Genomic DNA, 20025 nt, shown 5'->3' on the forward strand with positions numbered 1-20025 from the left:
GATGGATCACGTGCGCAGGACGGTGCCGAGCCATGTGAAGACCTCGTCCTGCATGCGGTCGACGAAGACATGGCCGAGGTCGGGCCAGGTCTTCAGGTGCAACCGCTCCTCGGCGTGGCGGGAGCGCCAGACGGCGCGCAGCTTGTCGTAGGCCACGCGGACGCCGTCGGCGGGGAACAGCGGGTCGAGCCCGCCGTCGAAGAAGAGCATCGGCCTGGGTGCGGCGATGCTCGCCACGTCGGGGAAGTCGAGGAACCGGGGAAGCCCCGGGTGGAGCATGTAGTACGACGACTGCCCGCGCAGGGTGTTGTTGCCGGGCACCATCATTTCCTTCAGGCCGGTCATCCAGCAGACGGAGGCGGCGGCCGCGATGTCGTCGGTCAGCGCGGCCGTCTGCCAGGCTCGGTAGGCACCCATGGAGAACCCGAGGGCCGCGACCCGGCGCGCGTCCACGCGGTCGAGGCCCGCCAGGAAGCCGGCGGCACGGGCGTCCTCACGGGCCATGAGGCCGGCGAGCGAGGAGCCGAGGTTGTAGAAGTTGGAGGCGAGGGCCTGCTGCTGGTCGTAGGTGAGCGGGCCCCGGTCGCCCCAGCCGGGCGCGTCCGCGCACAGTACGGCGTATCCGCGCCGGGCCAGCTCGTCGCCGACGAACCGCCCGCTGAAGTACTTGTCCGCCCAGCCCTGCGCGGAGGCGAGCCGCGCGTCGTCGTACCAGGGCCGGACGAGCTTCTCCTTGCCGATGTCGAACTTCGCCCCGTGGTCGTGGAGCAGCAGCACGGCGGGGAACGGTCCGGGCCCCCGCGGGGTGAGCAGGGCGGCGCGGACCCGTTCGTGGCGCGTGAGGGAGAAGGTGACCAACTCCCTGTCATAGGCGCCACCTTGGGGTCCTTCGAGGAATTCCGCGTCGTACGGCGTCCCGTCCTCGCAGTCGACGAGGAGGTGCTCCTCGACCTTGGCGCGGGCCGCGCGCCGCCAGGCCCGGAAGTCGCGGACCGGTGAAGTGCCCCAGGCGAGGGGGAAGTTCAGCCGTGCCTTGAGCGCCGGGTGGAAGTCGGGCAGCGGGCCGTCCACGACCCCGGCCGCCGCGGGGCTCACCGCTCCCCCGGCCAGCACGGCCGCGCCGGCGCCCACCACGAACGCCCTTCGCCCGAAGGCGTCATGGTCGCGCATACCGCCTCCCGGTGCCGGCGTGTGTCAGGACGTGGTGCTCGACCGCCGCGGCGGAGGTGAGCGGCCGGTAGTCGTAGACGTCGGCCGGGTCCCAGCCCACGTCGTCGGTGAGTCCGAGGCCGGCGGCGACCGTGTTCAGGCGGGCCGGACGGCCGTTGGCCCAGGAGCCGGTGTCGTGGAAGCGTTCGCCTCCGTAGGGGGCGACGGCGAGGCCCGGGTCGTCGTGGCGGGCGTCCGACCACTCGGCACCGTCCTGGCCGAAGCAGGACATGTACTTCGCCAGGTCGTAGCCGGGCGCGTAGTCCTGCTCACCGAACAGCGAACCGTCGGCCGCCTCATGCCCGTTGATGTCGCCGACGACCCGGATCACCTTCGGTGCGGTGGGGTCGCCGTGATGGGCGAGGGCCTCCTTGAGCTCGGCGCGGGTGCGCACCGTCCAGGTCGTGCCGCCCGCTCCCCCGGTGGTGCCGGGGCCGGTGGCGGCCCAGCCGACGGGTTCCCGCTCGACGCCGGAGGCGGCGGAGGCCGTGGGCGGCGCCGACAGGAGGGCGAGCACCCCGAGCACCGCGGCGGCCGCCGCCCTACGCACGGGGCCGCCAGTCGCCGAGATACGTCCGCTTCGTATGCAACTCGGCTTCCACGGAGGTCATTTGGGGCCGGTTCTCCAGCACCGTGATCTCCGCCCCCGGCCCAGAGTTCCGGTACTCCCGGAACCGCATGGTCTGCCAGGGATACGCCTCCCGCATGTTGGTGTACGGCGCCACCGGGTCGATCCCCGGCCCGATCCGGGTGTCGCGCACGACGAGGGAAGGCCAGGCGGTCGTCTCGTACGTCGGCACCCACGGCCGGGCCAGCTTGTACGCCCTGTCCTCGGCGCCGGAGGTGATGCGGGAGCGGACGGCGAGGATGCCGCGGGGGTTGGCGCGGGCGGTGGACGGGGCGAAGACCATGCCCTTGGGGGTGAAGTCCACGTCCCGCTGCAGCGTGTGGAAGTGGCACTCCTCGAAGACGGCGGTCGCCCGGCCGAAGACGAAGTCCACGTCGCCCTCGATGTAGCAACGGTGGAAGTACTGCCGGTCGAAGGCCGTCAGCGCGGTCGTCTCGACGAACAGCGTGTCCTGGTGGGCCAGCAGCCGGACGTTCTCGAAGTGGGTGCGGTCGCCGTACGTGTACGCCGCCACCGCCTGGGTGCCGGTGATGTCGGGATGTTCGGCGCGCAGCCAGTCGTTGGCCAGGGTCAGGTCGCGGACCGTGAGGCCGGGGGCCGCCGAGGTGAACGTTGCGGAGCCCGCGGTGCCGTGGGTGCCCGAACCGTCGGGTTTGGGGGTGCCGTTGGCGTTGTCGTACACGATCACGGCGTCCCGCGGATCGCGGGTGGCGCCGCAGACCGTCAACTCCTGTTTGTCCGCCGGGACTTGCACCACCTCGCGATACGTCCCCGGGTGCACGACGATCGTCCGGCCGGGCCCGTCCACCGCGTCCACGGCCGCCTGCACGGAGTCGCCGGGCCGCACGTGCAGCACCCGGCGGGAACCGGCGAAGGCCGGAGTGGCACCGGCTGTCACTCCGCCGGCGAGTCCGGCGACCCCGACGCTTCCGGCGATCCCGGCGATCCCGGCGATCCCGGCGAGGAGGGTGCGTCTGCGCATGTCAGCGGCCCTTCTTCCATGGCTTCCAGTCGCCGAGATACACCTCACGGGTCGCCGACCGGGCCTGAGCGGCGGTGAGTTGGGGCCGGTTCTCGTCGACGGTGACGACCGCGCCGGGGCCGGTGTTGCGGTACTCGGCGAAGCGTTGGTCCTGCCAGGGGTGGGTGTCGCGCATGTTGGCGTAGGGCGCGACGGCGTCGATGCCGGGGCCCAGCCAGGTCTCCCGGACGGTGAGCATCGGGCGGACGGTGGTGCTGGAGGTGGGCACCCAGGGACGGGCCACCTTGTAGTGGGCGTCGGGGGCCTCGCTGGTCACCCGGCCGCGCAGGACCAGGTAGCCGTACGGGTTGGTCCGTTCCGTCGAGGGGGCGAAGACGAAGCCGTACGGGGCCGAGGATACGTCCGTGCGGTTGAGCGTGCGGAAGTGGCAGTGCTCGTAGACGGCCGTGGCCCGGCCGAAGACGAAGTCGACGTCGCCCTCGACGTAGCAGTGGGAGAAGTACTGGCGGGCGAAGAGGGTGGCGGAGTTGGAGTCGGCGTACAGGGTGTCCTGGTGGCCGAGGAAGCGGCAGTGGTGGAAGGCCGAGCGGTCGCCCTGCACCTTGATGGCGACGGCTTGGGTGCCGCTGATCTCGGGGTGCTCCTCGCGCAGGAAGTCGTTGGCGAAGGTGATCCGGTGGGCGGTGAAGCCGTCTGCCCGGACGGTGGTGGTGGCCGAGCCGGTGGTGCCGTAGGTACCGGAGCCGTCCGGCTTCGGGGTGCCGGCCGCGTTGTCGTAGACGATGACGACATCGCGCGGGCCGTCGCCGGCGCCGAGCCAGGTCATCTCCGTGGCGGCGCGGTCGACGGAGACCGTCTCGCGGTACGTCCCCGGCGCGATCACCAGCGTCCAGCCGCTGCCGGTCGCGGCCGTCACGGCGGCCTGGACGGAGGTGAAGTCGCCCTGGCCGGCGGCGTCGACGTAGAGGGTCTGCGGGGTGAGGCGGGCGGCCGGTGAACCGTACCGGCCGAACGGGCAGGGCCCGGCGGCCCGTGCGGGGGCCGACGAGAGGGCGAGCGCGGCGCCGACGGCGGCGGTCGCGGTCAGCAGTCCCCTTCTGGACAGGGCAGGTCGGGGGTGGGACGAAGGCATGCGGGTGCTCCTTCGGGGTGCGGCTCGTGCGGGGTTCGGGGCCGGGGCGGGACGCACGCCCGGGTGACGGCGTGCGGTGCGGGCCGCCCCGGCCTGCTCGGGAGAAGGGTCAGCGCAGGCGGCCGGCGCCCGCGCAGTTGCCGACGATCCCCGGCACCGCCCTGGGATTGTCGACCTTCGTCCGCAGGGTCGGCTTCCAGCCGGCGCCGGACTGCAGGATCTCCTCCGGGACCTCGGCATTGTGGACCGCGATGAGATCGGTCAGCTTGCCGTTGACGTAGTTGTTCTCAGCGGTGAGCGGGGACTCCTTCCACTTCTTCAGCACCTTGCCGACGCGAGCGCCGGGCAGCAGTGTGAAGGCGTTGTCGGTGGCGTACAGCTGCGAGGAGATGCCGACGCCGAGGGCGTAGGACTCGCCCTTCGGGTCCTCGGCCACCACGTAGTGGTTGTTGTAGACGTCGACCTGCCCGAACCGCACACGCGGGGAGCGCTGGAGGATCCCCTCGAAGCGGTTGTGGTGCATGGTGACCTTGAGCTTGCCGGCGTCGACGGCGGCGAGGCTGTCGCCGTTCCCGATCAGCATGTTCTTGTCGTGGTTGTCGAACCGGTTCCAGGACACCGTCACGTAGTTGGAGCCGCGCACGATGTCCGCCAGCCCGTCGTGCTGCTGGAAGACCCTGTCGAAGTAGACCGGCGCCTCGCTGTCGAGGTAGCGCCCGTCGGTCAGCGTGTTGTGGTCGATCCACACGTGGTCGGAGCCGTGGACGACCACGGCGTCGTACCTGGAGTTCCAGGCGCCCAGATCGCCGTTGCCGTTGTCGTCGGTCGGGTCCCACATCGGGAAGCAGTCGAGCGGGGCCTCGATGGTGAGGTTGCGCACGATGACGTTCGAGGCGTCCCTGATCTGGAGGCTGCCGCCGAGGATGCCGGAGTTCCTGCCGACGCCGACGATGGTGGTGTTGCTGGGAACGCTGACCGTGATCTCCGCCCCCTGCTTGTCGGCGGACGCGCCCCGTGCCTCCTCCTGCGGACCACTGGCGGGCTTGTCGTTGCCCCAGACCGCCGGGTCGTAGTCCTTGAGGTACTGCTGGAAATCGAACCCGTCGGTGACGAAGGCCTCGCAGCCCTCGGAGACGGCGTCGATCATGCCCTTGACCTTGATGATCTTGGGTGCGTCACCGCTGTCGGCGAGCGCCCGCTTGAACTCCGCCCAGGTGGTGACGGTGTGGACGTGATCGGCGTCGGCGGCCGCGCCGCCGGTGGTCCCCGGCCCCTCCGAGCCCCAGCCGTCGCCCGCGGCGAGGACCTGGCGTCCGGGGTCCCGGGGGCCGGCCTGTGCACCGGTGCCGGTGGCGCCCACGACGAGCGCGGTGCAGCCGATCAGCACGGCAGCCCTCGCTGTGGCATGCCCATGCCATACGCGTGTGTTCATGGTGCGGTTCTCTTTCTGCGGTCGGGAGTTACGCGGCGGCCTGCGGCCAGGTGATCCAGGACTCCGGGATCGTCTCGTCGAGTCGGCGCAGGTCCTGCGATCCGAGCACACCCGTGCGCAGCAGCTCCCGCGCCACGAGACGCGCCACGGCGATCGCGCCCGGCGGATTGAAGTGCGTGTTGTCCTGCTCGGTGGCGGTCCAGTTGAAGTACTTCTTGGTCTCCTCGACCCCGAGCCGCTGCCAGAGCGCGATGGACAGGGCCTGGATGTCGAGCAGCGTGACGCGCTCCTCCTGAGCGAGCGCCCGCATCGCCGCCGGATATTCGCCGTGGGTCGGCACGGCCTTGCCGGCCGCGTCGAACTTCCGCCGCTCGACGGAGGTGGCGAGCACCGGTCGCGCACCCCGGGCGCGGGCGCCGTCGATGTACAGCCGCAGATAGTCCTGGTACGTCGTCCAGGGCTCGGTGTACCGAGTGGGGTCGGCGACCTTCTCGTCGTTGTGGCCGAACTGGATGAGAAGGAAGTCCCCCGGCCGAATGGCACGGAGGATGACGTCGAGCCGCCCTTCGTCGACGAAGCTCTTCGAACTACGCCCGTTCTGCGCGTGGTTGGAGACGGACCGGTCCTTGCGCAGAAAGAAGGGGAGCGCCATGCCCCACCCGGTCTCGGGGGCGACGTCGGAGTACTTCTGGGCGGCGGTGGAGTCACCGGCGATGTAGAGGGTGCGGGTGCGGTGGAGGGAGGTGGCCTGAGCGGTACCGGTGGCCGCGAACGTGAGCGGAGCGGCGGCGAGGGCCGCCATCGCGGCCTGTCTGCGGGTGAGCGACACGTGGATGTGCCTTTCTCGACAGTGCTGGTGAGGAGGTGGGTTCAGCGGTGCCTTTCAGCCTGGGGACGGCAACGGCACCGTCCCCAGGAGCGGGGGGTGGGCTGATCTGCGGCTGCCGCCGCGTGGGGCGCGGCCGGCCACGAACGAACTGGCGACCGGCCGCGCAGAGGAGCGACCGGGCTGTCAGCCGTTCCTTTCCTTCCACTCGGTCTGAGCCTCGTTGAGCTGGCCGGCCATCGTGTCCAGGAAGTCCTTGGCGCTCATGTCACCGTTCAGCACCTTCTGGAAGTTGGGCTCGTTGTCGGCCTTGGAGATCGTGTTCCAGTCCGGCAGGTAGTACGGCAGCTGGACGATCGTCGTGGAGCCGTCGGACAGCGCCTCGGCGGCCAGCTTGGTCGGCTCGGCCTTGGAGATCCAGGCGTCCTTGGCGGCATCCGAGTTCGCCGGCACCGCGCCCGCGGACTCGTTCCACTTGGAGTTCTCCGCGGCCGAGACGGCGAACTCGATGAACTTCCAGGCCGCTTCCTTGTTCTTGGAGCTCTTGAACACGCCCAGGCCGTCGACCGGGTTGGAGACCTGGACACGCTTGCCGCCGGGGCCGGTCGGCTGCGGGATACCCCGGAACTTGTCGACGCCGAGCGCCTTCACGTGGTCCTGGTAGGAGCCCAGGTTGTGGTTGAGCATGCCGATGGTGCCCGAGTCCCACTGGGCGACCATCTTGGTGAAGTCGTTGTTGAGGTCGGCGGCCGGGGTGACCTTCTTGTAGAGGCCCGCGTACTTCTCCAGCGCCGCCACGTTCTTCGGGTCGTTGACCGTGGTCTTCTCATTGCCGGAGTCCCAGAACGAGGTGATGCCGGACTGCCCGTACATCGCGTCCAGCGCCTGGGCGATGGAGCCGGCGCCACCACGGATGGTGTACCCGAACTCGTTCTTGCCCTTGTTCGTCAGCTTGTCCGCGGCCTCGTAGAACTTGTCCCACGTGGTCGGCTCGTCCAGGCCCGCCTTCTTGAACAGGTCGGTCCGGTAGTACAGGACGCCGTTGTTCGCGGAGGTCGGGATCGAGTACAGCTTGTCGTCACCGCCGCCGGCCGCCTTCATCGAAGCGACCAGGTCGTCGTTGAGCTTGCCGTTCAGGGAGGACTTGGCGAACCGGTCGTCCAGCGGCTCCAGCGCGTTCTGCGCGGCGAACCCTGCGAGCATCGCCGCGCCGACACCGCCGACGTCCGGCAGTCCGCCGCCCTGGAGGGCGGTGTCCACCTTGGACTGGTAGTCGGTGGACGGGATCCCGACGTACTCGACCTTGATGTCCGGGTTCGCCTTCTCGAAGTCGGCGATGATCTCCTTCCAGATGTCGGTGCGGACACCGCCGTTGTTGTCCCAGAAGACGACCTTTCCCGTGCCGCTGCCCTCGGCGCCCTTGTCGCCGCCCGTACCGCTCCCGTCGTCCCCGCAGGCGGTGGCGGTCAGGGCGAGCACTGCACTCAGGGCAACGGCGGCCGGCGTACGGCGCCCGCCTGCGCTGCTTCTGCGATTGCTGATCTTCATTGGTCGGCTCTCTTCTTCTGGATCAGACGGAGATATGCAGTTGTGGGGGCTTCGGGGGCGCTGAGCAGCCGTCAGTGCCGGACGTGCGGCGCCCAGCCGTCGGTGCCCTTCAGGTAGTCGGAGACGGTGTGGGACCGCGCCGCCTCGTCGCTCATCTGCGGCCGGTCCGCCGTGACGGCGGCTCCCGGCCCGTAGTTGCCGTACTCCGTGAACCGCGCGTCCTTCCAGGAGAACTCGCTCATGTCGGTCCACGGCGAGGCCTTGATCGCGGCGGGCAGCAGGGTGTCGCGGATCAGCACCTGCGCGACCGCCGCCGGTTCACCGCCCGGGTGCCAGGGCCGCCCGAGGTGGAAGCTCCCGGCAGGCGCGTCGCTCACGATCTTCGACCGCGTGATCAGGAAGCCGTACGGGTTGCCGGTCCAGGTCGAAGCCGCCGTGATCCAACCGTTGTTGGTGGTGGAGCCGCGGTTCAACGCCTTGATCAGCGAGTGCTCGATGACGGTGCTCGCCCGCCCGTAGATGAAGTCGACGTCGCCCTCGATGTAGCAGTCGCGGAGGTAGACCCGGCTGAGGGTGGTCAGCTTGGGGCTGTCGGTCATCAAGGTGTCCTGGTTGCCCAGGAAGCCGGTGTTCTCGAAGACGATCCGGTCACCGGTCGTCTTCATCGCCAGCGCCTGCTCGCCCTTGAGCTCGTGCGCGGCCTCGTCGAAGTCGTTGCTGAAGGTGAGGTTGCGGGCGGTGACGTCGTTCGCCGCGATCCTGACGGTGGCGCTCCCCGTCGACCCCCCGTACTCGGCGGGCGTGTCGAAGACGATCAGGGTGTCGGAGCGGTCGCGTCCAGTCCCCTGGAGCACGATGTTCGGCTTCTTCGCCGGGATGAGCACCTTCTCGCGGTACGTCCCCGGCGCGACAGCGATCGTCACCGCACTGGCGTTGCCCTCGGGCACCGCGTCCACCGCGGCCTGCACCGTCGGGTAGGCGGCCGGAACGTTCAGCACCACACCGATCCGCTCCTGCGGCCCGGAGAACCGCTTCACCAGCGCCGGCACGGCTGCCGCCGGGTCGAGCCGGTAGTCGTAGAAGTCCCGCGGTTCGAAGGCGGCGCCCCACTCGTCGTGCCGGCCGGTCGTGTTCTTCAGGATCGACCCGCGCTGCACCAGCTCCGCGGTCGCGTCGGCCTGGTACGGGTGCTGGACGTCCCGGTAGTAGCTGTTCTCGATGACCATCTTGGTCCTGCCCCGCGACCAGTTGCCGTACGTCCACACCGGGTCACCGGGATCCGCCTGCGCGGTCAGGTAGTTGTTGTACAGGTGCGCGTAGGCGGCGTTGTCGACGGACGGGTTGCGCTGCTTGGTGCCCGCGAACCAGTTGTGGTCGATCGTGATCTGCGTCTTGACGTTGGTGGTCCAGCCGAGGCCGAACGTCTTGTTGTTGTTCTCGAACCGGTTGTAGGAGACGGTCACGTACTCGCTGTCCTTGCGGACGTCGAGCTGACCGTCGCAGATGTTCGAGAAGCGGTTGTGGTCGACCCACACGTGGTGGACGGTGTCCATCTGGATACCGTCGAAGTCGGTGTCCTTGCAGTCCCAGTTGCCCGCGATCGCCGAGTCGCGGATCGTCATGTTGCGGATGATCACGTTGTGCGTGCCGGGCGCGAGATGGAACTCGCCCTGCACCAGCTCACCGCTCGTACCGACGCCGATGATCGTCTTGTCCGAGGCGACGTTGATGCTCGCGCCGAAGGGCTGCGCGGTGATGGCGCCCTGCACCCGGATGACGTAGGGCTCGGGCGCCGCCGCGTACCTGGCCAGCGAGGCCTGGTCCGTGACGGTGACGACCTTGCCGCCCGCACCGCCGGTCGTACCGCCGGCGACGGAGGCGAAGCCGTGAGGCTGGTCGCTCCAGCGGGCGGCCGGCGTCTTGGTGGTCGTGGCGGGGGCGGCGGCGTTCGCCTCGCCCAGTGTCCCCAGCCCCAGGGCGGCCACCAGGCCCACCACGGCGGTCAGGGTTCTACCGGATCCGGGACCAGATATCGGCAAGCGCTTGCTACGGAGGTGCGTCATTGCGACTCCAATGGCTCAACAGGCTTACATGCGAGATGAGTTACAGAGAACGGATCCTGAACTGCGTGAAGGTCGCCGCGCCCGCGTGCCCCTGCTCTGCGGGAGCGAGAGCGAACAACCCCAGCAGGGCGCCGACCCAGCGCCACGGCATGGCGGCGAAGACGGGCCCCGAGGCGCGCGGGCCGTCACCGGCGTCGGTGAAGAACCGGCAGCGCGCCCCCGCCCCGATCTCGATCCGCAGCCGCACTCGCCCGTCCGGGGCGAGCCGCGCGTGTTCGGCGTCCCGTTCCTTCTCCGCGACCGCTTCGGCGAACCGGTGCACCACGTGCGCCTCCCCGTCCGCGCCCCGCTGGAGCCCGATCCAGCCGAACGCGTCTCCGAGCACCGCGAGCCCCGCCCGCGCCCCCGGCTCCTCGCTGTCCAGCTGTAGCTCGACCTCGACCGCGCAGGGCGTGCCCGGCAGTCGCTGGGTGAGGATGTTCGGCAGTTTGCGCAGGTCGTGGGCGTCTGCCGAGCGGACGCAGGCCAGTTTCAGGCCGTCGCCCGAGTGGTGGGTGGCCCAGCCGTCCTGTGGGATGGCGGTCCAGGACCACTGGCGGCCGAAGCGTCCGCCGGGGAAGTCGTCGTCGGTGGCGGGTGCGGCGGGCGGCTGCGGCGGCAGGTCGGGCCTGCGGTGCACGGCGACGGGCGCGCCGTCGTCGCCCAGCACCGGCCAGCCGTCGGCGCCCCAGCGCATCGGCTGGAGGTGGACGACCCGGCCGTACGCGCCCCGCTGCTGGAAGTGCAGGAACCAGTCCTCACCGGAGGGGGTGCGCACCCAGCCGCCCTGGTGCGGTCCGTTGACGTCGGTGTCCTTCTGTTCGAGGACGATCTTCTCCTCGTAGGGCCCGAAGAACTCGCGCGAGCGGAAGGCACCCTGCCAGCCGGTCTCCACTCCCCCGGCGGGCGCCAGGATCCAGAACCAGCCGTCGTGCTGGTAGAGCTTCGGCCCTTCGAGGGTGAACCAGCCGGGGATCCGGTCGCCGTCGACGATCAGCTTGCCCTCGTCGAGGAGCTCGGTGCCGTCGGGGCGCATACGGTGGCCGGTGAGCCGGTTCTTCACTCCGGACCGGGACTTGGCCCAGGCGTGCACGAGGTAGGCCTCGCCGGTCTCGTCGTCCCAGAGGGGGCAGGGGTCGATGAGGCCCTTGCCCTGCTTCACCAGGTGCGGGCGCGTCCAGGGGCCGCGGATCTCAGGGGCGTTGACCTGGAAGATGCCCTGGTCGGGGTCGCCCCAGAAGATCCAGAAGCGGTCGTCGTGGTGGCGGAGGGAGGGCGCCCAGACCCCGCAGTCGTGGCGAGGGGTCGCGAACTCCTCGGCCGGTTCGAGGTGGTCGACGGCGTGGCCGACCAGGGTCCAGTTGACCAGGTCCCGGGAGTGCAGCAGCGGCAGGCCCGGGGCGCGGCTGAAGCTGGAGGCGGTGAGGTAGAAGTCGTCACCGACGCGGACGACGTCCGGGTCGGACCAGTCGGCGTTCAGGATCGGGTTCGTGTACGTCTCGGAGGTCACGGGCTCACCGCCTTGCGGACCAGGGACGCCGCTTCGAGCCGGCTGATCCGGCCGTCGGCGACGACGGTGACGATCCGGCGTACGGCGGTCTCACCGGGCGGGATCTGCAGCCGTTCCTCGGCGGCGAGGGAGGAGCCGACGCCGGGATACTCCTCGGCGCGCACGAACCAGGGGTCCCGGCGGGTCTGCTCGGTGGCCCCGGCGAAGATCAGGGTCCAGGTGGAGCCCATGAGCGCCACCCAGGGGGCGCGGGTGCCGTGGATCTCCTGCTCGCCCTCGCGGTCGGCGGTGAACACGTCCGGCGCCGACTCCTCCTTGCGGGCCCGCCAGAAGAAGCCGCCGTACGCCGCGCCGGGGCGCCCGTTGGTGGCGGGGCTGCCGATCGACAGCGGGCCGGAGGTGACGTTGGTCAGGGAGAAGGTGAAGTCCAACGCCCAGGCGAACTCGGTGAGTTCGGTTGCCGCGACCGTACGGCGCTCGCGCAGCAGCTCGGCGCCGGACGCCACCCAGCGCAGTTCCTCGACGAAGCCGTCGGGGTCGCGCAGCTGGAAGGAGGAGTGCCGCTGGGCGCCGTGGTTGTCCAGCTCGGTCGGTCCCTGGTCGCGGACGAAGGTGCGTCCGCCCCAGAAGTTGGACCCCTCGACGTCGGGAACGGCGACACCGACGCCGAGGTGGTGTATGTGGTCGGCGGGGCTGAGCTCGGTGACCGCCGTGCCGGCCAGGGTGGTGACGGGGTGCAGATAGGGGCGTGGGGAGAGCCGGGGCGGCAGTTCGGGCCGGGTGACGTACCGGCCGACGGGGCGGCCCGCGACGCGCAGCACCGCGGTGTCGTGGGGGGTCATCAGGTGCTCACCTCTTTCGTTCTCGCCGGCAGCGCCCAGGCGGCGCCCAGCTCGGAGTAGAGGGCGAGGTTGTCGGCGGCGGCCGCGACCAGGCCGTCGATGCCGGGCACGACCCGGCGCTGCTCGTCGGGGAGCAGCTGCCAGGTTCCGGTCGGCAGCTGGGCCGGGTCGGGAGCCAGCCGAATCGCTTCAACGACCTTCATGAAAGCGCCGGCCGTCTCGGGTGTGACCAGCAGGTCTGCGCCGTCGATGAGGTGCTCGACGAGGTTCTCCAGCAGGTCCGTGCGGTCGTACTCGGACTCCTCGGGGCCGTGACCCGCGCGCTGGAGCAGGACGCGGTCCTGCTTGTACCAGAAGGTGATCCGGCCGCGGTCGCCGTGGACGACGACGTACGGCTCGTCGGGGTCCTCGGCGCACAGGGTCGCGGCGACGACGACACGGTGGCCGGCCGTGGTGGTGACGCGGACGCAGGAGGTGTCGTCGGACTCGATGTCGTTGGCGCGCAGCAGTTCGGTCTCGATGGCGGTGACGTCCTCGGCCTGCACCGTGCCGCCCAGCGCGAGGGCGGTGGCGACGGCGTGCGCGAGCGGGTTGGTCAGCACCCCGTCGATGACGTCGACGCCGTTCAGCCGCCGCTTGCCCGCCCAGGGCGCACGCCGGTAGTACGCCTCGGCGCGGGCCCAGGCCCCGGCCCCGCCGATCCCGACGATCTCGCCGATCGCACCCTGCGCCATCAGCTCCCGGATCGCGGGCACGGCACGCGAGCCCAGTGACTGGAAGCCGATCTGACAGACGACCCCGGCCTCGGCGACCCCGTCGGCCATGCGCCGGAACTCGGCGTACGACGGCGCGGGCGGCTTCTCCAGCAGGACGTGGACACCCCGGCGGGCGGCCGTCAGGGCCAGGTCGGTGTGGGTCGGGATCGGTGTGCAGATCACCGCGACGCTCGCGCCGGTGGAGTCGAGGAGGGCGCCGAAGTCGGCGGACTGCTCCGGCGAGCCGAGGCCCTCGGGCAGTTCCTCCGCCGTCAGCGGGGTCAGCTCGCAGATCCCCGCCAGCCGGACGATTCCCTTGTCCTGGAGCCGGCGGATGTTGTCGAGGTGCCAGCGGCCGTGGCCGCGCGCGCCCGCGAGGACGACGGGTACGGCAGTGCTCATGGGATCCTCCCTGCGCCCGCGCCGCGTGCCACCTCACGGTCGGCCGTGGCGGCGCTGTCGATCTTTGTGTGCAGGGTAGGTGTCCAGCCGACGTCGGCCGTGAGATCACGCTCGCTGCCGGAGTTGTAGGCGTTGTAGATGGCCAGCAAGTCCACCGGATAGCCGTTGAAGAGGGTGCCGGACTGGTGGAGGGCGGTGCCGTTCCAGCTCTTCACCAGGTCGGCGGCCTCGACGTGCCCGGGAGTGGTGAAGGCGTTGTTCTGGGCGTAGACGGCGGACTCGGTCGACACTCCGACGGAGTACCGGTAGTCGTACGCGTCGGCCGGGACGACGTACCGGTTGTTGTAGAGGTGCACCTGCCCGAAGCGGACGCGCGGGGCGCGCTGGACGACGGACTCGAACTCGTTGTGGTGCAGGGTGACGCGGAGCTTTCCGCGATCGCCGGTCGCGGTGTCGCCGTTGCCGATGAGGATCGCCTTGTCGTGGTCGGTGAACCGGCTCCAGGAGACGGTGACCAGGTCGGAGGCGTTGGTGATGTCCAGCAGGCCGTCGTGGCGGAGGTAGTTGCGGCCGAAGTAGGCGGGTTCCCCATGGTCCGGATGCCCGTTGTCGCTCAGGGACACATGGTCGACCCACACATGGGTGGCGCCGCGCAGCCATATGTTGTCGTACGCGGTCTTCCAGTCACCGAGGCCGCCTGTGTTGGGCTGCCACACAGGGAAGCAGTCGTAGGCGTCGCGCAGTTCCAGGTTGCGGACGATGACGTTGTCCGCGGCCTTGACCTGGAGGCTCGCGCCCTTCAGCACGGCCTTGTCGCCGAGTCCGACGAGGGTGGTGTTGGAGCCGACGGTCAGCTCGATCCGCTCGGCCTGCCTGGCCGCCGACGCCTGGCGGGCCTCCTCCTGCGGGCCGCTGGGCTTGGCGGAGCCCCAGGTGCGGGGGTCGTAGGCGGCCAGGTACTTCCTGGTGCTGTAGCCGTCGGTGGCGTAGTCGGCGCAGTCCAGGTGGTCGCCGTCGTCGTCGGTGTTGGCGTCGATGGTGCCGGCGACCCTGATGATCTTCGGGGTGGCGCTGCCGCCGTCGAGGGCACGGACCAGCTCACTCCGGTTGCGTACGGTGAAGACATGGGCGTCGTCGGCGGCGGAACCCCCCGTGGTACCACCGCCGGCCGCCGCCCAGCCGTCGTTCGGGGCGAGGGTGTCGCGGCTGATGTCGCGGGCCTCGGCCCCGGCCGGGGCGCTGAACGCGAGGCCCAGCATCCCGGCGAGGACGACCAGTTGAATGCCCCTTCGGCGCCTCATCCCTTCACCGCCCCCGCGCTGAAGCCCGTGATCAGCCACTTCTGGATGAAGGCGAAGACGATCACGACGGGTACGGCCGCGATGATGCCGCCCGCGGCGAGCGCGCCCAGGTCGACGCTGTCCGCGCCCATCAGGGTGTTGAGGCCGACCGGGATGGTCTGCTTCTCCGGGTTGTTGAGGAACATCAGGGCGAACAGGAAGTGGTTCCAGGAGTGCACGAAGGCGAAGGAACCGACGGCGATCAGACCGGGGCGCAGAAGCGGCAGGACGACGATCCTGAAGGCCGTCATCCGGTTGCAGCCGTCGACCCAGGCCGCCTCCTCCAGGGAGTAGGGCACGTTCTTGATGAAGTTGCTGATCAGGATCATCGACAGCGGCAACTGGAAGACCGTCTCCGCGATGATGACGCTGCCCAGCGAGTTGATCATCTGCAGCTCGGCGAAGGTCTCGAACAGCGGCACCAGGAGCAGCGCGCCCGGCACGAACTGGGAGCACAGCAGGGCGAGCATGAAGGCGCGCTTGATCTTGAAGTTGAAGCGCGCGAGGGCGTAGCCGCCGGCCAGGGCGACGAGGGTCGTCATCAGCAGGGTGGCGATGCCGACCAGGACACTGTTCTGGAAGTACGTGCCGAAGCTCCGCTCCGTCCAGACCTTCTCGAAGTGGTCGAAGGTGATCGGCCAGGGCACGAGCGAGGTGGAGCCGGCCGGGCGCAGGGAGAAGAGCAGGATCCAGTAGAAGGGGATCAGGGTGAAGACCAGGTAGATCGACAGCGGCAGGTAGATCTGCCAGCGGGGGGCCTCGTCCCAGGACCGGTTCTTCTTCGTCGGGCGCGGCGGTTCGGGTGCGGCGCGCAGGGGCGCGGGCGCGGTCTTGGTGGCTTCCTTCACGCTCACTTGTCCTCACCTCCGAACTTGCTCAGCCGCAGATAGACCATCGAGCAGAAGAGCAGGATCACGAACGCGACCGTGGTCAGGGCGGACGCGTAACCGAAGTTGTGCGCGTCGACGCTGGTGTTGGCGATGTAGAGCGGCAGGGTCATGGTCTCCCCCGCCGGTCCGCCGCCGGTCAGTGTGTAGAGCAGGTCGACGTTGTTGAACTCCCACACCGCGCGCAGCAGCGTGGACAGGACGATGGCGTCCTTCAGATGGGGCAGCGTGATGTGCCAGAACTGCTTGATCCGGCTGGCCCCGTCGACCTCGGCGGCCTCGTACAGGTCCTTCGAGACGGACTGGAGGTCGGCGAGGATGAGGATCGCGAAGAAGGGCACCCCGCGCCACAGGTCGGCGACGATCGCCGCCGGGAACACGGTGGAGGTGTCCGACAGCCAGCTGGTGCCGTAGGAGCCGATGCCGACGTCGGCGAGGTAACGGGTGATACCGGTCTGGGAGTTGTAGAGCAGCACCCAGATCGCCGAGGTCAGCACGCCGGAGACGGCCCAGGGGGAGAAGACGAGAGCCCGGCCGAGCGCCCGTCCCGCGAACGTCTGGTTGACGATCAGCGCGAGCGCGAGCCCGAACAGCAGCTGGAGTCCTACCTCGACGAACACCCACTTGGCGCTGAAGACCAGCGTGTCCCAGAACAGCGGGTCGTCGGTGAAGGCGTGGACGAAGTTGTCGAGGCCCGCGAAGCCGTTCCGCCACGGTTTGGTGGGGTTGTACTCCTGCAGGCTGTAGTAGAAGACGCTGATCACCGGGTAGGCGATGAAGCCCAGCATGAGCAGTGCCGCCGGGGCGATCAGCAGATAAGGGAGCCTGCGCGGCGTGGCGGAGGCACGGCGTCGCCGGGGTGGCGCGGGCGGTTTCGCCACGGCTGCGGCTTGGGCCATGACAGGGTCTCCGATCTCGGTACGTCGTGCGAGGTCGTACAGGAAGCGCTTTCTCGATATGCGGAGGTCGGCCCCGGTCACGCGGAACGGGGTGCCTCTTGCTGTTGTGCGGCGGCTGCGGGTGCGTTGCGGTTTGTCGCGCCCCGCGACGGAGTCGCAGATTGGTACAGCCCCGCGCCCCTGGGTGGGGCCGGTCAACCGGCGTAGGGGTCTGGGGCCTTGCCTGGTCTTGCCAGGAACTCGAAGTCGCAGCCTGTGTCGGCCTGGGTGATCTGGTCGTTGTAGAGGGCGCCGTAGCCGCGCTCGTAGCGGGTGGACGGTGGGGTCCACTCCGCCCTTCTGCGCTCCAACTCGTCGTCGTCCACATTGAGTTGGAGGATGCGAGCTTCGACGTCCAGGGTGATCGTGTCCCCGGTGCGTACGAGGGCCAGCGGTCCGCCGACGTACGACTCGGGCGCGATGTGCAGCACGCACGCGCCGTAACTGGTGCCGCTCATCCGGGCGTCGGAGATCCGCACCATGTCCCGTACCCCCTGCTTCAGCAGATGGTCGGGGATCGGCAGCATGCCGTACTCGGGCATGCCCGGGCCGCCCTTGGGCCCGGCGTTGCGCAGCACGAGCACGCTGTCGGCGGTGATGCCGAGCGACGGGTCGTTGATGGTCCGCTGCATCGTCTTGTAGTCGTCGAAGACGACGGCGGAACCGGTGTGCTTGAGCAGGCGCCGCTCGGCCGAGATGTGCTTGATGACGGCGCCGTCGGGGCAGAGGTTGCCGCGCAGCACGGCGACCCCGCCCTCGTCGGCGACCGGGTTCTCGCGGGTGCGGATGACGTCGTCGTTGTGGACGACGGCGCCCTGGAGCTGCTCCCGCAGGGTGCCGTTGACGGTCGGCCGGTCCAGGTGGAGCAGGTCGGTGATCCGCGAGAGGAAGGCGGGCAGGCCGCCGGCGAAGTGGAAGTCCTCCATGAGGTACGTCCGTCCGCCGGGCCGCACGTTGGCCAGTACCGGGACCGTGCGGGCGATGCGGTCGAAGTCGTCGAGGGTGAGCGGCACTCGGCAGCGTCCCGCCATCGCGATCAGATGGATGACCGCGTTGGTGGAGCCGCCGAGCCCGAGCACCGTGGTGACGGCGTCCTCGAAGGCCGCCGGGGTGAGAATCCCGGACGGCTTGAGCCCGGTCCACGCGAGCTCGACGGCCCGGCGCCCGGAGGCGGCGGCCATGCGCTCGTGCCCGGAGTCGACGGCCGGGATCGAGGAGGCACCCGGCAGCGTCATGCCGAGGGCTTCCGCCGCCGCGGTCATCGTGGAGGCGGTACCCATGGTCATGCAGTGACCGGGCGACCGCGCCAAACCGCCCTGGAGTTCCCGGAGTTCGCAGTCCGTCAGGTTGCCCGCGCGGTGCTCGTCCCAGTACTTCCACATGTCGGTGCCGGACCCGAGGGTCTCACCGCGCCAGTGGCCCGGCAGCATCGGCCCCGCGGGCACGAAGACCGACGGTACGTCGGCCGAGGCCGCGCCCATGAGCAGCGCCGGCGTCGACTTGTCGCAGCCCCCGAGCAGCACCGCCGCGTCGATCGGGTACGACCGCAGCAGCTCCTCCGTCTCCATCGCGAGCAGGTTGCGGTAGAGCATCGGGGTCGGCTTCTGGTACGTCTCCGAGACCGTGGCGACCGGGAACTCGAGCGGGAAGCCCCCGGCCTGCCACACCCCCCGCTTGACCGCCTCGGCACGCTCGCGCAGATGGACGTGGCAGGGGTTGATGTCGGACCAGGTGTTGAGGACGGCGATCACCGGACGGCCCCGGTACTCCTCCGCCTCGTAACCGAGCTGGCGCATGCGGGCGTTGTGCGACCAGGTGCGCAGCTGCCCCTCGGTGCCGTACCACTGGTGGCTTCTGAGCTCTTCGGGACGCTTCCTTCCGGTGCTCTTCTCGCTGGTCATATCGACCACCCGGCGGCTATGGCGGCGACTTCGGCGCGCTCGTCCTCGGGCAGGTGCCGGCTCGGCGGGCGGACGTCGCGACGGCACAGGCCGAGGGAGGCGAGGGCCTCCTTGACGACGGTGACGTTGTTGGCGGAGCCGTTCGCGGCGCGCAGTTCCTCGAAGCGGCGGATCTGCTCCCAGACCTTCATGGCGGCCGGGTAGTCACCGGATCGAAGCGCTTCGATCATGTTCAGCGAAACGGACGGGGCGACGTTCACGAGTCCGGAGGTGAAGCCGGTGGCACCCGCGGAGAAGTACGAGGGGGCGTACGGCTCGGCGAGCCCGGCGACCCACACGAAGCGGTCGAACCCCGCGTCACGCGCGAAGGCGGCGAACTTGGCGGCGTCCGGGACGGCGTACTTCACGCCGATGACGTTCGGGCAGTCGTCGGCGAGTTCGGCCAGGCGCGCGCCGCCGAGCTGGGCGTTGCGGATGTAGGGGACGACGCCGAGCTCGGGCACGGCTTCGGCGATGGCGCGGTGGTAGTCGACCCAGCCGCTCTGGGAGACGTACGGATGGACGGGCTGGTGGACCATCACCATCTGGGCGCCGAGCTCGCGGGCGTGCCGGGCGGAGGCGATGGCGGTGGGCACGTCGTGGCCGACGCCGACGAGGATGGCGGCATCGCGGCCGCGGGTCTCGTCGATCGTCAGCTCGGTGACGAGACGGCGCTCTTCGGGGGTGAGGGCGTAGAACTCGCCGGTGTTGCCGTTGGGGGTGAGGGTGGTGATGCCCCCGTCGAGCAGCCGACGCAGCAGGGCCCGGTGGGCGTCCTGGTCGACGCGGCCGTCCTCGGCGAACGGGGTCACCGGGATCGCCACCACGTCGGCCAGGGCCGTCCGCTGGCTCTCGAACGACGTGGTCATGCCGGACCGTCCTCTCCCTGGGCCTCGACCTCCACGTCGGGGAAGGCCCGTTGCACGAACGACGCGATGTGGGCGTGCAGGGCGCGCGCGGCGCCGTCCGCGTCCCCCTCCAGCGCGAGCCGCAGGATCTCCCGGTGCTCGCCGGCCTCCCGTTCCCAGGAGGGCGAGGCGGCCCAGGCGACAGCCGAGACGAGGGCGGCCTGGTCGCGGACCTCGTCGAGCATCCGGCCGAGCAGCGGGTTGCCGCACGGCAGATAGAGGGCGCGGTGGAACTCCCGGTTGGCGAGGGAGCGTTCGGCGGTGTCGCCGGCCGCGTCGGCGCGGGTCAGCGCGTCACGGGCGGCGTCGAGGGAGGCGCCACGTCTGACGGCCCGCTTCAGCGCCTCGGGTTCGAGGAGCAGCCGCACGTCGTAGACCTCGCGCGCCATGTCCGCGTCCACCATGCGCACCGTGACGCCCTTGTACTGGCTCATCACGACCAGCCCGGTCCCGGCCAGCGTCTTGAGCGCCTCGCGGACGGGGGTCTTCGACACCCCGAACTGCGCGGCGAGCTCGGTCTCGACCAGGGCCTGACCGGGCGTCAACTGCCCGGTGAGGATGCGGCGTTTGATCTCCTCCAGCACGTACTGCGTGCGCGAGGGGATCGGCGTGGGCACAGAGGTCATGCGCGCCTCTCGGATCTT

General features: G+C 70.2%; 17 protein-coding genes. All 17 read right to left on the reverse strand.

Features of this window, described 5'->3' with window-relative positions; translation table 11 throughout:
* Positions 1-6: 6 nt before the first annotated feature.
* The 17 genes from ADK36_RS18435 to ADK36_RS18515 all read right to left on the reverse strand — a co-directional run bounded on the left by ADK36_RS18435 (position 7) and on the right by ADK36_RS18515 (position 20007).
* Positions 7-1170, reverse strand: coding sequence for a dienelactone hydrolase family protein (locus ADK36_RS18435; protein ID WP_053198303.1), 1164 nt, complete (start codon positions 1168-1170; stop codon positions 7-9).
* Positions 1157-1759: a hypothetical protein gene (locus ADK36_RS18440; RefSeq protein ID WP_053198304.1), complete on the reverse strand. Its 603-nt coding sequence runs from the start codon at positions 1757-1759 to the stop codon at positions 1157-1159. Before ADK36_RS18440 ends, ADK36_RS18435 begins: the two co-directional genes overlap by 14 nt.
* On the reverse strand, positions 1752-2819 hold the full coding sequence (locus ADK36_RS18445) for a pectinesterase family protein (RefSeq protein WP_078942663.1): 1068 nt from the start codon (positions 2817-2819) through the stop codon (positions 1752-1754). The genes ADK36_RS18440 and ADK36_RS18445 overlap by 8 nt, the downstream gene beginning before the upstream one ends.
* A gap of 1 nt (position 2820) precedes the next feature.
* Positions 2821-3951 carry a pectinesterase family protein gene (locus ADK36_RS18450; protein ID WP_048583655.1) on the reverse strand — a complete coding sequence of 377 codons (1131 nt, stop codon included), beginning with the start codon at positions 3949-3951 and terminating at the stop codon, positions 2821-2823.
* 109 nt (positions 3952-4060) lie between these two features.
* Positions 4061-5383: a pectate lyase family protein gene (locus ADK36_RS18455; RefSeq protein WP_048583656.1), complete on the reverse strand. Its 1323-nt coding sequence runs from the start codon at positions 5381-5383 to the stop codon at positions 4061-4063.
* 28 nt (positions 5384-5411) lie between these two features.
* The gene (locus tag ADK36_RS18460) at positions 5412-6212 is read right to left on the reverse strand and encodes a rhamnogalacturonan acetylesterase (protein WP_048583657.1); all 801 of its coding nucleotides are present in this window, start codon (positions 6210-6212) and stop codon (positions 5412-5414) included.
* A 183-nt stretch (positions 6213-6395) separates the two neighbouring features.
* The gene (locus ADK36_RS18465) at positions 6396-7757 is read right to left on the reverse strand and encodes an ABC transporter substrate-binding protein (protein WP_048583658.1); all 1362 of its coding nucleotides are present in this window, start codon (positions 7755-7757) and stop codon (positions 6396-6398) included.
* Between the two features lie 71 nt (positions 7758-7828).
* Positions 7829-9820 carry a pectinesterase family protein gene (locus tag ADK36_RS18470; protein ID WP_048583659.1) on the reverse strand — a complete coding sequence of 664 codons (1992 nt, stop codon included), beginning with the start codon at positions 9818-9820 and terminating at the stop codon, positions 7829-7831.
* A gap of 40 nt (positions 9821-9860) precedes the next feature.
* The gene (locus ADK36_RS18475) at positions 9861-11369 is read right to left on the reverse strand and encodes a glycoside hydrolase family 43 protein (RefSeq protein WP_048583660.1); all 1509 of its coding nucleotides are present in this window, start codon (positions 11367-11369) and stop codon (positions 9861-9863) included.
* Positions 11366-12211: a PmoA family protein gene (locus ADK36_RS18480; RefSeq protein ID WP_048583661.1), complete on the reverse strand. Its 846-nt coding sequence runs from the start codon at positions 12209-12211 to the stop codon at positions 11366-11368. Before ADK36_RS18480 ends, ADK36_RS18475 begins: the two co-directional genes overlap by 4 nt.
* On the reverse strand, positions 12211-13368 hold the full coding sequence (locus ADK36_RS18485; protein ID WP_048583662.1) for a Gfo/Idh/MocA family protein: 1158 nt from the start codon (positions 13366-13368) through the stop codon (positions 12211-12213). Before ADK36_RS18485 ends, ADK36_RS18480 begins: the two co-directional genes overlap by 1 nt.
* Positions 13365-14669 (reverse strand): pectate lyase family protein, encoded by a 1305-nt coding sequence (locus ADK36_RS18490; RefSeq protein ID WP_048583663.1) that lies wholly within the window; start codon positions 14667-14669, stop codon positions 13365-13367. The genes ADK36_RS18485 and ADK36_RS18490 overlap by 4 nt, the downstream gene beginning before the upstream one ends.
* Positions 14666-15562: a carbohydrate ABC transporter permease gene (locus ADK36_RS18495; RefSeq protein WP_048583664.1), complete on the reverse strand. Its 897-nt coding sequence runs from the start codon at positions 15560-15562 to the stop codon at positions 14666-14668. The genes ADK36_RS18490 and ADK36_RS18495 overlap by 4 nt, the downstream gene beginning before the upstream one ends.
* Positions 15559-16494 (reverse strand): carbohydrate ABC transporter permease, encoded by a 936-nt coding sequence (locus ADK36_RS18500; protein WP_048583689.1) that lies wholly within the window; start codon positions 16492-16494, stop codon positions 15559-15561. Before ADK36_RS18500 ends, ADK36_RS18495 begins: the two co-directional genes overlap by 4 nt.
* A 194-nt stretch (positions 16495-16688) precedes the next feature.
* Positions 16689-18434 (reverse strand): L-arabinonate dehydratase, encoded by a 1746-nt coding sequence (araD, locus tag ADK36_RS18505; RefSeq protein WP_048583665.1) that lies wholly within the window; start codon positions 18432-18434, stop codon positions 16689-16691.
* Entirely contained in the window at positions 18431-19342 is a 912-nt protein-coding gene (locus ADK36_RS18510) for a dihydrodipicolinate synthase family protein (protein ID WP_048583666.1), read from the reverse strand. Before ADK36_RS18510 ends, araD begins: the two co-directional genes overlap by 4 nt.
* A complete protein-coding gene (locus ADK36_RS18515; RefSeq protein ID WP_048583667.1) occupies positions 19339-20007 on the reverse strand; it encodes a GntR family transcriptional regulator in 669 nt (222 codons plus the stop codon). Before ADK36_RS18515 ends, ADK36_RS18510 begins: the two co-directional genes overlap by 4 nt.
* Between the last annotated feature and the right edge of the window lie 18 nt (positions 20008-20025).

The organism is Streptomyces viridochromogenes (assembly GCF_001270495.1).
In the GTDB taxonomy this organism is placed as follows: Bacteria; Actinomycetota; Actinomycetes; order Streptomycetales; family Streptomycetaceae; genus Streptomyces; species Streptomyces viridochromogenes_A.